Origin of the sequence: Halarchaeum sp. CBA1220 (assembly GCF_003721175.2) — an archaeon.
Taxonomy (GTDB): domain Archaea; phylum Halobacteriota; class Halobacteria; order Halobacteriales; family Halobacteriaceae; genus Halarchaeum; species Halarchaeum grantii.
Genome location: NZ_CP054707.1, coordinates 1,001,474 through 1,014,944 on the forward strand (window position 1 = coordinate 1,001,474; position 13,471 = coordinate 1,014,944).

General features: G+C 71.6%; 8 protein-coding genes. All 8 read right to left on the minus strand.

The genetic code is table 11. From position 1 onward, the window contains the following. Positions 1-30: 30 nt before the first annotated feature. The 8 genes from mutL to lysX all read right to left on the minus strand — a co-directional run bounded on the left by mutL (position 31) and on the right by lysX (position 13,470). A complete protein-coding gene (gene mutL, locus EFA46_RS05430) occupies positions 31-1,950 on the minus strand; it encodes a DNA mismatch repair endonuclease MutL (RefSeq protein WP_123074271.1) in 1,920 nt (639 codons plus the stop codon). Then, entirely contained in the window at positions 1,943-4,717 is a 2,775-nt protein-coding gene (gene mutS / locus EFA46_RS05435) for a DNA mismatch repair protein MutS (protein ID WP_123074270.1), read from the minus strand. The genes mutL and mutS overlap by 8 nt, the downstream gene beginning before the upstream one ends. A 279-nt stretch (positions 4,718-4,996) precedes the next feature. Continuing rightward, the gene (locus EFA46_RS05440; RefSeq protein WP_123074269.1) at positions 4,997-6,025 is read right to left on the minus strand and encodes an AIR synthase family protein; all 1,029 of its coding nucleotides are present in this window, start codon (positions 6,023-6,025) and stop codon (positions 4,997-4,999) included. 24 nt (positions 6,026-6,049) lie between these two features. Beyond that, complete coding sequence (locus EFA46_RS05445; protein ID WP_123074268.1) at positions 6,050-7,756, minus strand: Ig-like domain-containing protein; 1,707 nt, start codon at positions 7,754-7,756, stop codon at positions 6,050-6,052. A 2-nt stretch (positions 7,757-7,758) separates the two neighbouring features. Continuing rightward, the gene (locus EFA46_RS05450) at positions 7,759-9,810 is read right to left on the minus strand and encodes a type II secretion system F family protein (RefSeq protein WP_123074267.1); all 2,052 of its coding nucleotides are present in this window, start codon (positions 9,808-9,810) and stop codon (positions 7,759-7,761) included. After that, a complete protein-coding gene (locus EFA46_RS05455; RefSeq protein ID WP_123074266.1) occupies positions 9,807-11,675 on the minus strand; it encodes a type II/IV secretion system ATPase subunit in 1,869 nt (622 codons plus the stop codon). The genes EFA46_RS05450 and EFA46_RS05455 overlap by 4 nt, the downstream gene beginning before the upstream one ends. 42 nt (positions 11,676-11,717) lie before the next feature. Then, positions 11,718-12,557, minus strand: coding sequence for an acetylglutamate/acetylaminoadipate kinase (locus EFA46_RS05460; protein ID WP_123077252.1), 840 nt, complete (start codon positions 12,555-12,557; stop codon positions 11,718-11,720). Positions 12,558-12,612: 55 nt separating this feature from the next. Continuing rightward, entirely contained in the window at positions 12,613-13,470 is an 858-nt protein-coding gene (gene lysX, locus EFA46_RS05465; RefSeq protein WP_123074265.1) for a lysine biosynthesis protein LysX, read from the minus strand. Position 13,471: the final 1 nt, after the last annotated feature.

Here is a 13,471-nt window from a genome sequence, read left to right on the forward strand (position 1 = left end):
ACCAGTATATGAATCCTCCGCCACGCCGCCCTACTCCGGCGCGCGGTCCTGATGGCCCGGATAGTCGCGCTCGAAGCGCGCGTCGAGCTCCGCCTCGTCGAGCTCGACGACGACCGGCCGGCCGTGCGGGCACGCCCACGGCTCCTCGCAGGCGTCGAGGCGCTCCAACAGGGCCGTCACGTCGCCCTCCGTGAGCGACGTATTCCCCGTTATCGCGGGCTTGCACGCCATGTCCGCGAGCACCGCGTCCGCCGCCGACCGCACGTCGTCGTCCCCGACGGCGCTCGCCGCCGACGCGAGCACGTCCCGCACCAACTCGGCGTCGAGGACGTGCCCGAAGACCGCCGGCACCGCCGAGACGACGACCGTCCGGCCGTCCAACTCGGCGTCGAAGCCCGCTTCGCGGAGCCCCGCGAGCGACGCCTCGAACGCCGCCGCCTCGGCGGCCGTCACCTCCAACTCGGCGGGCGCGACGAGCGCCTGGGAGGCCGGCGACTCGCCGAGCTCCTCGCGGAGGGCCTCGTAGCGCACCCGCTCGTCCGCCGCGTGCTGGTCCACGAGCACCAGCCCCGTCGGGGTCTCCGCGACGACGTACGTGTCGTGGAGCTGGCCGAGCACGCGCATCTCCGGGAGGCGCTCGCGCTCGGGTGACTCGTCCGCGTGACCCGTACCGGGCAGGCGCGCGTTCCGCGACGCGCCCGAAACCCCTCCCGTCCCGTCGCGTCTGCCGACTCCCGCGCTCCCGTCCGTCGAATCGCTCCGCGAGCGTCCGCGCCGGCGGGACGACTCGCCGCTCGACGCCGGTGTCGCCCCCGACGACGCGCCCCGCGACCGCTCGGCTCCCTTCGTTTCCGAGCCGCCGCGCTCGCTCGCCACGCCGTCGCGCTCGGGCGTTATCGTCGCGTCGCGCGGCTTCGACGCGCCGCGCGGTGCCCGGGAGCGCACGAGCCCCGCCTCGAGCAGGGCGTCGCGCACCGCCTCGGTGACGCCCTCGCGGACGCCCGCCTCGTCCTCGAAGCGCACCGCCATCTTCCGGGGGTGGACGTTCGCGTCCACCGCCTCCGGGGGTATTTCGACGTCCAGCACCGCGAACGGGAAGCGGTCCGCCGCGAGCTGCGTGCCGTACGCCTCGACGAGCGCCTCCCGGAGCACCGAGTCGCTCACGTAGCGGCCGTTCACGTACGTCGCGAGGTACTCGCGCGTCGAGCGCGTCGTCTCCGGGTGGCTCACGTAGCCCGAGACGCGCGTGAGCGGCCCGTCGGGCGTCGCGTCCACGCGGATCATCGACTCCGCGACCTCGCGGCCGTAGACGGCGAGCATCGCCCCCCGGAGGTCGCCGTCGCCCGGCGTCGCGAACGTCTCCGCCCCGTCGTGTGAGAGCGACACCGCCACGTCCGGGTTCGCGAGCGCGTATCTGGAGACGGCGCGGTTCACGTGCCCGAACTCCGTGCTCGCGGCGCTCAGGAACTCGCGTCGCGCGGGCGTGTTGTAGAAGAGGTCGCGCACCTCGACCGTCGTCCCGGGTGCGCGCCCCGCCGCGCCCACGGATTCGACCTCCCCGCCCTCGATTCGGAGTTCGGTCGCGGGGCCGTCGCCCTCGCGGGCGCGCGTCGTCACCGTCGTCTTCGAGACGGCGGCAATCGTGTGCAGGGCCTCCCCGCGGAAGCCGAGCGTCGCCACGCTCGCGAGGTCGTCGGCGTCCCGTATCTTCGACGTCGTGTGCTGTTGGACGGCGACGCGCGCGTCCGGGCGCGTCATCCCGACGCCGTCGTCGCGCACCGCGACCCGCTCGGTGCCGTCCCCGTCCACCTCGACCTCGATCCGCGAGGCGTCCGCGTCGAGGCTGTTCTCCACGAGCTCCTTCACGACGGACGCGGGCCGCTCGACTACCTCGCCCGCCGCGATGCGCTCGACCGTCGTCGCGTCGAGTTCGCGTATCTCCTCACTCATCGCGCTCGCTCACCCGCTTTTGCCACTCGTTCACCCGCTGGAGCAACTCGAGCGGCGACGTGTTGTTGATGTCGACGCCGCGCACCTCCTCGAGCACCGCGCGCGCGTCGGCGTCGAGCGCCGCCTCGCCGCCCGCGCGTCCGCCGTCCGCTTCGGCCCCGGCGCTCGCGTCCGCGCCCGCCTCGGGGTCCGCACCGGTCGCCGCAGTCGCGTCGCCCGACGCCGCACCCGCACCGCCGTCCGCCCCGGCTCCGGTCCGGAGCTCGCCGCTCCCGAGGTCGAAGACCACCTGCTCGGTCTCCTCGCCCCCGGTCGCACCGCCCCGGACGTCGATGGCTTCGTCAGCGCGGAGCTTCGCGAGGACGTCGCGCGAGCGCGACACCACGGGCTCGGGGACGCCCGCGAGGTCCGCGACGTGGATGCCGTAGGAGCGGTCCGCCGGCCCCTCCGCGACCGTCCGGAGGAACGTCACGCTCTCCCCATCGTTTCGCTCGTCCACAGGGCGGGACTCCGTCCCGCTTGCAGACGACGAGTGCGACTCGTCGTCGACCTCCACGTGGACGTTCCGCACGCCGTCGAGGCGGTCGGCGAGCGCCGTCAGCTCGTGGTAGTGCGTCGCGAACAGCGTCTTCGCGCGCACCTCGTTGTGGAGGTACTCGGTCGCCGCCCACGCGATGCTGATGCCGTCGTCGCTCGCCGTCCCGCGCCCGACCTCGTCCAGCACGACGAGCGAGTCCTCGGTCGCGGAGTGGAGGATGTTCGAGAGCTCCTGCATCTCCACCATGAACGTCGAGCGCCCCTGCGCGAGTTCGTCGAGCGCGCCGACGCGCGTGTAGATGCCGTCCACGAGGCCGAGTTCGGCCGACTCGGCGGGCACGAAACTCCCGGCCTGCGCGAGCAACACGATCAGCGCCGTCTGGCGCATGTAGGTGCTCTTCCCGCTCATGTTCGGCCCCGTCACGACGAGGAAGCGCCGGTCGTCGGTGAGGCGCGCGTCGTTCGGGACGAACTCCACCGTCTGCTCGACGACCGGGTGGCGCCCCGCCACGACGTCGAGCTCGCGGTCGTCCCGGAGTTCGGGGCGCGTCCAGCGGTTCGCGGACGAGTGCTCGGCGAACGACGCGAGCGCGTCCACCTCCGCGAGCGCGCGGCCCGCGTCCTGCAGGAGCGACGCGTGCGCCGCCACCTCCTCGCGGAGGGCCTCGAAGAGCTCGCGCTCGCGGGCGGCGCGCTCCTCCTCCAAGCGCACGAGGTCGCGTTCCTTCTCGTCGAGTTCGTCGGTGCGATAGCGCTTCGAGTTCTTCAGCGTCTTCACCTCCCGGAAGCGCTCGGGCACCCGGTCGGTCTGCGAGTGGCCGACCTGCACGTAGTAGCCGTCCGTCTTGTTCCGGTCGACCGTCACGCGCGAGAGCTCCGTCTCCGCCTTCACGCGCTCGGCGAGCGAGTCGAAGAAGGCGACGACGGCGTCGTGCTCCTCGGCGATCCGGTCGAGTTCCGCGTCGTACCCGCGCGCGAAGATGCCCGTCTCCCCGCCCGGCTCGTCGGCGAGCGCGTCGTCCACCGTCTCGCGCAGGTCCTCGGCCGCCTCGGCGTCCACGCGGTCGAGAATCCCCTTCAGCGGGGAGTCCGCGAGCGCGGGCGACGAGGCGAGGCGCTCGCGCAGCGCCGGCAGTCGCTCCAGCGTGTCCGCGACGCGCCGTATCGCCGCCGGGTCCGCGCTCCCGCTCGTCGCGCGCGCCGCGAGGCGCTCGAGGTCGTACGCGCCGTCCAGCGTCTCGCGCACCGCGTCCCGTTCGAGGGCGTCCCCGGCGAGCGCTGCGACGCAGTCGTGTCTGCGCGCCACCTCGGCGCGGTCCTGGACGGGCCGGAGGAGCCACGCTTCGAGGCGGCGCGCGCCCATCGACGTCACCGTGTGGTCGAGCGTCGCCGCGAGCGACCCCGCGCGCTCGCCGTGCATCGTCCCCGTCAGCTCGAGGTTCCGGCGGGTCGTCGGGTCGAGCGCGACGTGGTCGTCCGCCTCGTAGGCCTGCACGCGCGTCAGCGAGGCGAGGACGCCGACGCCCGTCTCCTCGACGTAGTCGAGCGCCGCGCCCGCCGCGCGCGCACCCGCCCCCTCGGGGGCGACGCCGATGGCGTCGAGGGTCCCGTCGCCGAACTGCTCGCGCACGCGGTGGGTGGCGCGGCCCGGCGCGAACGCGTCCGTGGCGTGGACGGTGAGCGTCGCGTCCGTGTCCTCGCGCAGGGCGTCGAGCACGCCCTCGTCGTCGCGAACGTCGGGACCGGGGAGCACCTCCTCGGGATCGAAGCGCCCGAGCTCCGCGAGCGCCGTCCGCTCGCCCGCCAGCTCGGTGACGTGGAACGCGCCCGTCGTCACGTCCACCGCCGCGAGCCCCCACGCGTCGCCGTCGCGAACGACGCTCACGAGGTAGCGCGCGTCCGCGCCCGTCGCCTCCAGCAGGGTGCCGGGCGTCGCTTTCCGCGTTATCTCGCGCGTCGTGTCGTCGCTCCCGCGCTGCTCGGCGACGGCGACGGTGTAGCCGCGCTCGACGAGCGACTTCAGGTACGGCGTCAGCTCCGAGAGGGGGACGCCGGCCATCGGGTAGGAGGAGCCGTGACTCGACTTCTCGGAGACCTTCAGGTCGAGTTCGTCGGCGACGAGGCGGGCGTCCTCCGCGAAGAACTCGTAGAAGTCGCCGACCTGCATCGCGAGGACGTCCGCGTCCGTCCCCTCCTTCAGCGCGAGGAACTCCTCGACGATGCCGGTCACGCCGCCCTCACCCCGTCACGCGCAGGCGTCTCGGTCATGGCGGTAGGTGGCCGTCTGCGAGTAAAACACCACCGCTCGCCGTCCTTTAAGTAGTTCTCGTCACAAGAAGTAGATACGAGCAGGGTCGCCCCGCCTTCTGGGGCGCCCACCACTTCCCGCCGAGTCGCGACGCCGCCGTCGCGCCCGCCCGTTCTTTAAGTGGTTCTCGTCACAAGCAGTAGATACGAGCAGGGTGCGACGCGCGTCGTCGCGCCGTTTTTCCGCCGCATTTCACGCGAGCTACGGCCATTCCGTCTGCACGCCGTATCGCTCCTTCCCGCGCTCGTAGGCCTCCCAGAGCGGGTCGCTCGTCGGCTTCGCCAGCGCCTCGCCGTCCATCGTCACGCCGCTCCCCGCGCGCACCTCGCCGACCGCGCCCGCCCTGACACCCTCCGCGTCGAGCGCCCGCAGGACGTCCGCGACGCCGTCCGGGCGCACCGTCAGGAGAACGGTGCCCTCGCTCGAGGTGACCCACGGGTCGAGGTCGAAGGCCTCGCAGACTTCGCGGACGCCGTCGCCGACGGGGAAGCGCTCGCGCTCCGCGTCCAGTGCGACGCCCGAGGCGGCGGCGAGCTCGTGGAGGGCGTTGTCGACGCCCCGCTCGGTCGCGTCGTGCATCGCCGTCACCGGCCCGGCCGCCGCCGCCGTCAGCGCGTCCCGGACGGGACTCGCCTCCTCGAAGCGCGCCCGCCCCGCCGCGACGGTCGACGCGGGGAGGTCGAGCGCGTCCCCGTAGAGCACGCTCAGGAGTCCCGTCGTCTCTATCGCCGGCCCCTTCGTGCAGACGAGGACGTCGCCCGGCTCGGCGCCCGTCGGCACCACGAGGTCGTCAGGGTCGCCCACCGCGAGCGTCGTCGCCGCGCCGACCGTCGGCCACGCGCACCCCGCGTACGTGCCCGTGTGCCCGGTCGTGACCGCCATCCCCAGCTCGCGTGCCTCGCGGTCGAAGACCTCCCAGAGCCGTCCGAAGTACTCCGTCGTGGTGTCCGGCGGGAGGTTCAGGTCGATACTGAGGTGCGAGGGCGGGATGCCCGAGAGCGCGGCGTCGCTCACGACGATGTGGAAGGCGAACCACGCCGCGCGCTCGACGCCGAGTTCGCGGAGGACGAAGACCGGGTCGGTCGCGAGCGCCACCACCGACTCGCCGACGTCGACGACGCCGAAGTCCGCGCCGTGCGTCGGCCCGAGGCGGACGTCCTCGCGCGCGGCGCCGAGGCGCGGATAGATGTGCTCGTCGAAGAACTCGCGCTCGACCTTCCCGGGGTCCATACCCGGAGTGTCCGAGAGACGGGGTTAGTTCTTCGGGTCCTTCTTCGACGTCGTGCTCTCCGCGCCGACGAAGTAGGTGTCCGTCGAGCCGTCCGCGTACTTCACGCTGATCACCATGAAGTCCCCGGACTGCACGTCACCGCCCTGTTTCGTCTGCCCGGGGTCGAGTCGGATCGTCCGCGTGCTCGCCCCCGAGAACGTGATCGGCGTGCCCAGTGGCTCGTACGGCCCCCGGAGCTCGAGGCGTGTCCCCGTCGTCGCCGTCGTCGAAGCGTAGAAGTCGACGTACTCGGGGAGTTGGTCCGCCGGATTCACCTGCTTGTTGTAGAAGGCGAGGCGGGCGCTCACCCACGTGTGCGTCCCGCCCCCGTCGTTCGCGAACGTCGCCTCGAACCACTTGTTCCCGTTCCAGCCGTTGACGTACGTCACCGAACTCAGGTAGGGGCCGTCGCTCTCGCGCGGGTTCGGCTCCCCGTCGTCGTCGCCCCCGCCGGTCGAGAGCACCGTGCTGACGTCGAACGTCGTCCGCTCGGCCGCGCTCGTCCCGCTCGCGCCGTCGAGCTCGCTCGACGCCGACACCTCGACGTTCGCCGTCCCGCTCGATGGGACGTACGTCGCCGTCGCCCGGCCGTCCGACCCCGTCGTCACCGTCACCGTCGACCCGCCGTCGACGAACGTCCCGGACGGCGCGCTGAACGTGACCGGGACGCCCGACGTCGGGGCGTTGTAGGCGTCGCGGGCCTGCGCGACGAGCTCCGTCCGGCTCCCGGCGGGCGTGTAGCCGCCGCCGGAGACCTTCGTGAGGTAGGTGGCGTTCGACTTCGCGCCGCCGTCACCGACCGCGACGCGCGAGAGGCGCAGGTCGTAGGTCACCGACCCCTCGAGGGCGAACTGGATGGTTCGGACGCCCCGCTCGTTCGGCGGTGCGGTCTGCGCGAGGCTGTCCGCGAGCACGTGCCCGCCGTTCGCCACGTACTGGCCCTCGAGGTAGGACTGCCACGTCGCGAGCGGCATCGACGTCCGCACCGAGAGCGTGATCGGGTCGCCGTTCCGCCCGCTGACCGCGACCGTCTGCGTCGGCGCGCTCGACGCGCGGACGGCGACCGACTCCGGCCGGACGCCGTTCTCGCTCAGGTTCCCCGTGAGCGTCGTCAGCGAGATTGTCTCCCCGCTCACGGGCTTCGAGCCCCCGAGGACGAGCGCGCGGTCGGCCTCGTCGTAGTCGTTGTAGAGCGCGCCCGCCTCGAGCACCGTCGTCGGCGCGTTCGCGTACTCGTTGTAGTCCGGGTCGTACGCGACGGCCGCCGTCTCGAAGCTCCGCGTCTCGCCCGTCCAGTAGTCCCGGACGTCGCGCTCGCTCGCGACCGCATTCTGTATCGTCACGGGCCCGCGGTCGACGGTGTGGAGCGTCCCGCTCGCCGGCGGCGGGTTGAGGAGGAACGGCCGCACCGGGTAGGTCGTCCCGAGCTCGACCGCGACCGATTCGGCGATGCCGGTCGCGGAGACCCGCGAGACGGCGTCCGCGAGCTCAGCCATGTCGCCCTGCGCGCGCTGGTCGTGCTGGTACTCCACCTGCTGGTTCCACCCCGGCACCGCGCCCACCTGCACGAGCACGAGCATGGCGATCAGGAGGCCGAAGAGGAGGATGGCGCCGAGTATCTCGGAGACGCCCCTGTCGGTCGCGCGATTCGAGCCGTCGGAGTCCGGAGTCGAGGGTCGGTTTCGTGGCATGATCAGATGAAGGCGAACGCGATGAGCGCGAGCGTCACGAGCAGTATCGAGTACTTCAGCCCACTCAGGACGTCGTTCTCCGCGAGCTTCCCGGCGAGGAGGCCCGCGCCGACGCCCTGGATGAGCACCGAGTGGAAGAAGAGCATGCGGTAGGTGTTCACGGGGACGTTCGTCAGCGAGATCGGCCCGCCGATCTGCCCGACCTGCTGGGCGCCCTGCTCGGCGGCGAGGCGCGCAATCGGCTGGATGTAGCTCGTATCGAGGAGCACGATTACCATCAGGTAGACGAGGAAGCCGATGAGGACGACGGCGATGTACGAGCTCATCTCGCGGCGGCGCTGGCGCTCGATGCGGTAGCGCTCGCGGGTGTCGTCGGCGGCGATGCTGAGGACGCGCGCGAGGTCGCCCGTCGAGCGCGAGCCGTCCGCGACGAGCTTCATCGTCCGGGAGAGCTGCGGGATGTTCAGCCGGTTCGCGAACGCGACGAGCGCGCGCGAGACGTCGCCGTTCCACTGGATGTCGTTGCGCACGAGCCGGAGTTCTTGGCCGAGCGTCCCCGTCGACCACCGCGAGACGAGTTCGAGCGCGTCCGTGAACGGGATGCCCATGCTGTTCGCGCTCGAGAGGATGTTGAGCGTGCTCGGGAAGCGTCGGACGATGGCGCTCTCGCGGCCGCGCTTCAGCTCGTGGAAGAGCGAGAGCGGCACCACCGCGACGAGCAGCGGGTAGACGACGAGGCGCGCGGTGTTGCGCGCGGGCGCCTCGAGGAAGCGCGCGTAGTCGAGCGGGACGAACCCGCCGACGGCCACCGCGCCTGCGAGGACGAGCGCGAGCGGGACGCTGACGAGGAGCGCGAGCGGCGGGTCGTCCCTGACGGCGCGCAGCGGGTCCGAGAGGAACGCCTCGATGCGCTCGCGGCGCTGGACGTCCCGGTAGGCCGCGTAGCGCTCGTCGCCCGCGAGCGCGTCGCCCGCGAGCGCGGTGTCCGCGAACTCCTCGACGTCGAGCGTCGTCGGCGGGTACGAGTACGCGCTCGAGAGGACGGAGACGAGGAAGAGGAACGCGCCCATCCCGACCGGGAGCGCGACGTAGATGAGGGCGTACATCTGCGCGAGGCTCTGCCCGCCGAGGAAGGAGATCACCATCAGGATGACGATGAGGAAGAGCGGCGTCGCGACGAACGCGGTGATGAAGATCTCGCTGTAGATGCTCAGCGTCTCGAGGAAGTCCTCCTGTTCCTCCTTCGCGTTCCGGAGGTACTCGTCGGACTGCTCCTCGAAGAACGCCGTCACGTCCCCGCCGGCGTCGAGGACGCTCACGAGGTCGTCGAGGAAGCGCTCGAGGCTCGCGCTCGGCGTGAGGTTGCGCGTGTTCCGGAGCGCCGTCAGGAGGTCGTTCCCGAAGAGGTCGACGTCCCGTCTGACCGACTCGAACTCGTTCGCCACCTCGCCGTAGGCGTCCTCGGCGTCCGCGACCTTCTCGACGACCTCGACGAGGTTCATCCCGCCGTAGGAGAGCGCGTACATGTAGACGATGGCGTGCGGGAGGACGAACTCGACGTTCGCGCGCCGCGTGCTCACGACCATCGCGGGGTAGTAGTAGCGTCCGGCGAACGTCCCAATTCCGGCGGCGGCGGCGAGCAGGACGGCGACGAGCGACGCCGCGAGGCCGACCTTGTTCGCGCTCACGAGGTCGACGAGGCCGCCCCCGCGCACCGGCACGGGCGAGCGCAGGCCCGCGAGGAGCCCGCTGTTCGCGAGCACGTACGCGACGACGACCCCGACGAGCAGGCCGACGACCGTCGCGTAGCCCGCGTAGCGCGCGCTCCGGGCGACGTAGAGGTCGTAGGTCGTCCCCACGCGCCCCTGATTCAGCCAGCGCTGGAGGTCGCGAAAGCGCTCCGGGTGGAGTTTCGCGTACGCGCGCACTCGGCCGTACTCCTCGCGGAGGCGCTCGAGGTCCTCGCGGTCGAACGCCGGGCGCTCCGGGAAGTACTGGCCGACCTCGTACTCGGGGAGGCCGCCGAGCTCGTCGCCTCGGTCGCCCGCGCTCATCGCTCCTCGCCGTCGATTGCGAGTGATTCGGGGTCGAGCGACCCGTCTCGGACGCCCTCGCGGACGTAGCCGGGGTCCTTCGTGTACGTGTGGATGACGCCGGCGACCGCGCCGTAGTCGGTGACGTCGTTCTCGACGAGGTAGCGAAGCACCTCCTCGCGCGCGTCGAGTTCCTCGACCACCGTCTCCTCGTCCCACCCGCGCGAGTCCGCGATGTCCTGCATGACCTTCGAGTCCGCGACGCGCTCGTGGTCGTCCGTCTTCGGGTCGCGGCGGAACACCTCGTGGGTCTCGACGTCCTCGCCGCCGTCGCCGGGCTGCCGGAGCTCCGTGACGGACTGGTTGCGCCGGACGCGCCGCTCGCCCTCGTAGATCTGCTTCTGGACGGAGAGGATGTCGAGCTCCTGGAGCATCTGCGTCGGCACGGAGAGCGGCGGGTTCTGCAGGCGCGCGAGCGCGCCCTCGACGGTGTCCGCGTGGACGGTCGTGTACGCCGTGTGCCCCGTCGAGATCGCCTGGAAGAAGGTGAGCGCGACGCGCTGCTCCGTCCGGATCTCGCCGACGAGGATGTACTCGGGGCGCTGGCGCAGGGAGGCCTGGAGGAGCTGGTAGGTGCCGACCTCGCCCCGGCCCGTCGAGGAGACGGAGGCGCGCGAGACGGACTGGATCCAGTTCTCGTGCGGGAGCGTTATCTCGCGGGTGTCCTCGATGGAGACGACCTTCGAGTCCGGCGGGATGAAGAAGCTCACGGCGTTCAGGCTCGTGGTCTTCCCGGAGCCGGTGCCGCCCGCGAAGACGAGCGAGCGGTTGTTCTCGATGGCGAGCCAGAAGTACGCCATCTGCTCGACGGAGAAGGTGTTCCACTTCACGAGGTCGACCGGCGTGTACGGGACGTCCGCGAACTTGCGGACGGTGAAGTTCGATCCGCGCGTCGCGATGTCGCCGCCGAGCGTCAGCTGGACGCGCGAGCCGTCCGGGAGCGAGGCGTCGACGAGCGGGTCCGAGACGGAGAGGTGCTTGCCGGCGCGCTGGGCGAGCCGGACGACGAAGCTGTTCAGGCGCTTCTCGTCGAAGCGGACGTTCGAGCGCAGGTCGCGGTACGCGCGGTGGTAGACGTAGACGGGGACGTCCGCGCCGTCACAGGAGACGTCCTCGACGTTCCCGTCGCGCATCATCGGGTCGACGCGGCCGTAGTCGAGGAAGTCACGGAGGAGGTAGTAGAGGAGCTTCTGGACGGTGCCGGCCTCGACCGTTGCGGCGTGCTCCTCGATGAGTTCCTCGGCGCGGCGGCGGAACACCGTCTCGCGGTCGGCCGCGTCGTCGTCGAGCTCCTGATACATCAGGCTGTTCCGGAGGATGCGCACGAGGTCCTCGCGGACGTAGCGCTCGAAGTCGTCGAGGACGGGCTCGCTGACGTGGTAGCGATACGTCTTCGCGTCCGGGTCGTAGAGCACGGAGATGTACGCGAACGGCTCGTTCACCCAGTAGCGCTCCACCTCGTCGTACTCCTCGAGGTAGGCGAAGTCGAACCAGCGCTCCGCGAAGAACTCCTCGCTCGGCGTCGCTTCCGCCCGAATCGCCTCCGCTTCCTCGGGCGTCGCGTCGGCGGGGACGGCGTCGTCGGCGCGTTCTGCGAAGAACTCGCGGACGGGTTCGAGTACCTCCCGTTTCACGCGCTCGGGCTTCGTCTCCGACGCTGGCGGTTCGGCGTCGAGTTCCTCGCGCGGGCCGCCGCTCGGCGCGTCGTGGCGCGGTGGCGGCCCGGCATCGGCGGGCACACCCTCCGGTGGTTCGTCGAGCGCGTCCCGTCGTCGCCGACCCGACGAGGCGTCAGCCTCGTCCTCCCCTGCATCCGGATCGCTCATTACCGAGGGGACTCACGGTGGCGGCGTAAACGTTTGCCTGCTTCAGCTCTCGGGGAGCGCGTCGCGTTCGATTGTCGTTCCGTCCCCGTCGAGCGCGGACCGGATCGGGTTCGCGGCGTTCGCGTCCCCGACGACGACCGTGGGCGCGCCGCCGCGCAGCGCCTCCTCGGCCGCCATCACCTTGCGCTTCATGAACCCCTCGGCGGCGTCCGTGAGCTCGTCGTACTCCGCCGGCGTCGAGACGCGCTCGATCCGCGTCCCCGGGTCCTCGGGGTCCCGATAGACGCCGGTCGTGTCCGTGAGGAGGACGAGGTCGGCGTCGAGCGCGCCCGCGACGGCGGCCGCCGAGCGGTCCGCGTCGCTGTTGACGGCCGTGTAGGAGCCGTCGTCCTCGACGCCGAGCATCGGCACCGACACCGTCGGCGTGTGCCCCGCCTCGAGGAGCGTCTCGAGCAGCTCGGCGTTCACCGACTCGATGGTGCCGGAGTGGTCGCCGCGCTTGATCTTCTTCTTGCCGTCCTCGACGACGCGGACGGCGGACTTCCGGGGGCCGGTGAGGAGGCCGCCGTCGACGCCGGAGAGCCCCACGGCGTCGACGCCCTGGTTCTGCAGGCCGACGACGAGGTCCGTGTTCACGAGCCCCGGCATCGCCATCTTGAACACGTCCATCGTCTCCTCGTCCGTGAAGCGCCCGACGACGCCGCCCGGCGTCTCCACGTACTCCGGGTCGATTCCCATCGCTTCGAGCGCGTCGTCGACGGCCGTCGAGCCACCGTGGACGACGACGACGTCCTCGCCCTCCGCTGTCAGGGCGGCGACGTCCGCGAGCGCGCCCGCCGGGTCGACGGCCTTCGCGCCGCCGACTTTGACGACGACGGTCACGAGAACCACCCCGCGTGGTGAGCGTGTCCCAGTCGGGCCGCAGGTCCGACGACCGTCATTCCGCCGCCTCCGCTTTCGCCTCCAGCCAGTCGACGATGCGCGCGGGGACGTCCACGTCGGGCACCGCGTCGTTCAGCGCCTTGAACTCGCAGGTGGCGTTCACTTCGTGGACGGTGTACCCGTCACCCGTTTCCATGAGGTCGACGCCGAGCAGGCCGCCGCCGACCGCGTCGTTCGCTCGTTCCACGAGGTCACGGACTTCCTCGTCCACCTCGAACGCTTCGGCTTCGCCGCCACGGGCCGCGTTCGTGATCCAGTGCTCGGCCGAGCGCGTCATCGCGGCGATGGGCTCGCCGTCCGCCGCGACGACGCGGATGTCCCGCCCGGGCTTCTCGACGAACTCCTGGACGTAGAAGACGGAGTGCTCGTAGCTCCCGAGCGTCTGCTTGTGCTCGAGGACGGCTTCGGCGGCGTCGCGCGTGTCGATCTTCGCGAGCAAGCGGCCCCACGACCCCGTCACGGGCTTGATGACGCAGGGGTAGCCGAACGACTCGACGGACTCGAGCGCGGACTCCACGTCGAAGGACACCTCGGTTCGCGGCGTGGGGACGTCCGCGTCCGCGAGCGCGAGACTGCCCCGCACCTTGTCCGCGCACGTCGCCGTCGCGCGCGCGCCGTTCACGACTGGGACGTCGTAGTGCTCGCAGAACATGCTCACGTAGCGCACCCGCGAGGACTCCTGACACCGGTTCAGCGCCAGATCGAGGTCGGCGAGCTCGTCGGGGCGCTCCCCGATGCTGAACTGCGGGTCGCGCACGTCCACCTTCACGACGTCGTGACCGCGCTCCTCGAGCGCGTCGAGGAGGAGCTTCTCGTCCTTCCGGATGCGCGAGTAGAGGAAGCCGAGGCGCACC

Excerpts from the sequence above, each read along its gene's own strand:
- mutL (WP_123074271.1), bottom strand. The coding sequence starts at position 1,950 with ATGAGTGAGGAGATACGCGAACTCGACGCGACGACGGTCGAGCGCATC.
- EFA46_RS05455 (WP_123074266.1), bottom strand. The coding sequence starts at position 11,675 with ATGAGCGATCCGGATGCAGGGGAGGACGAGGCTGACGCCTCGTCGGGT.
- EFA46_RS05440 (WP_123074269.1), bottom strand. The coding sequence starts at position 6,025 with ATGGACCCCGGGAAGGTCGAGCGCGAGTTCTTCGACGAGCACATCTAT.
- EFA46_RS05450 (WP_123074267.1), bottom strand. The coding sequence starts at position 9,810 with ATGAGCGCGGGCGACCGAGGCGACGAGCTCGGCGGCCTCCCCGAGTAC.
- EFA46_RS05445 (WP_123074268.1), bottom strand. The coding sequence starts at position 7,756 with ATGCCACGAAACCGACCCTCGACTCCGGACTCCGACGGCTCGAATCGC.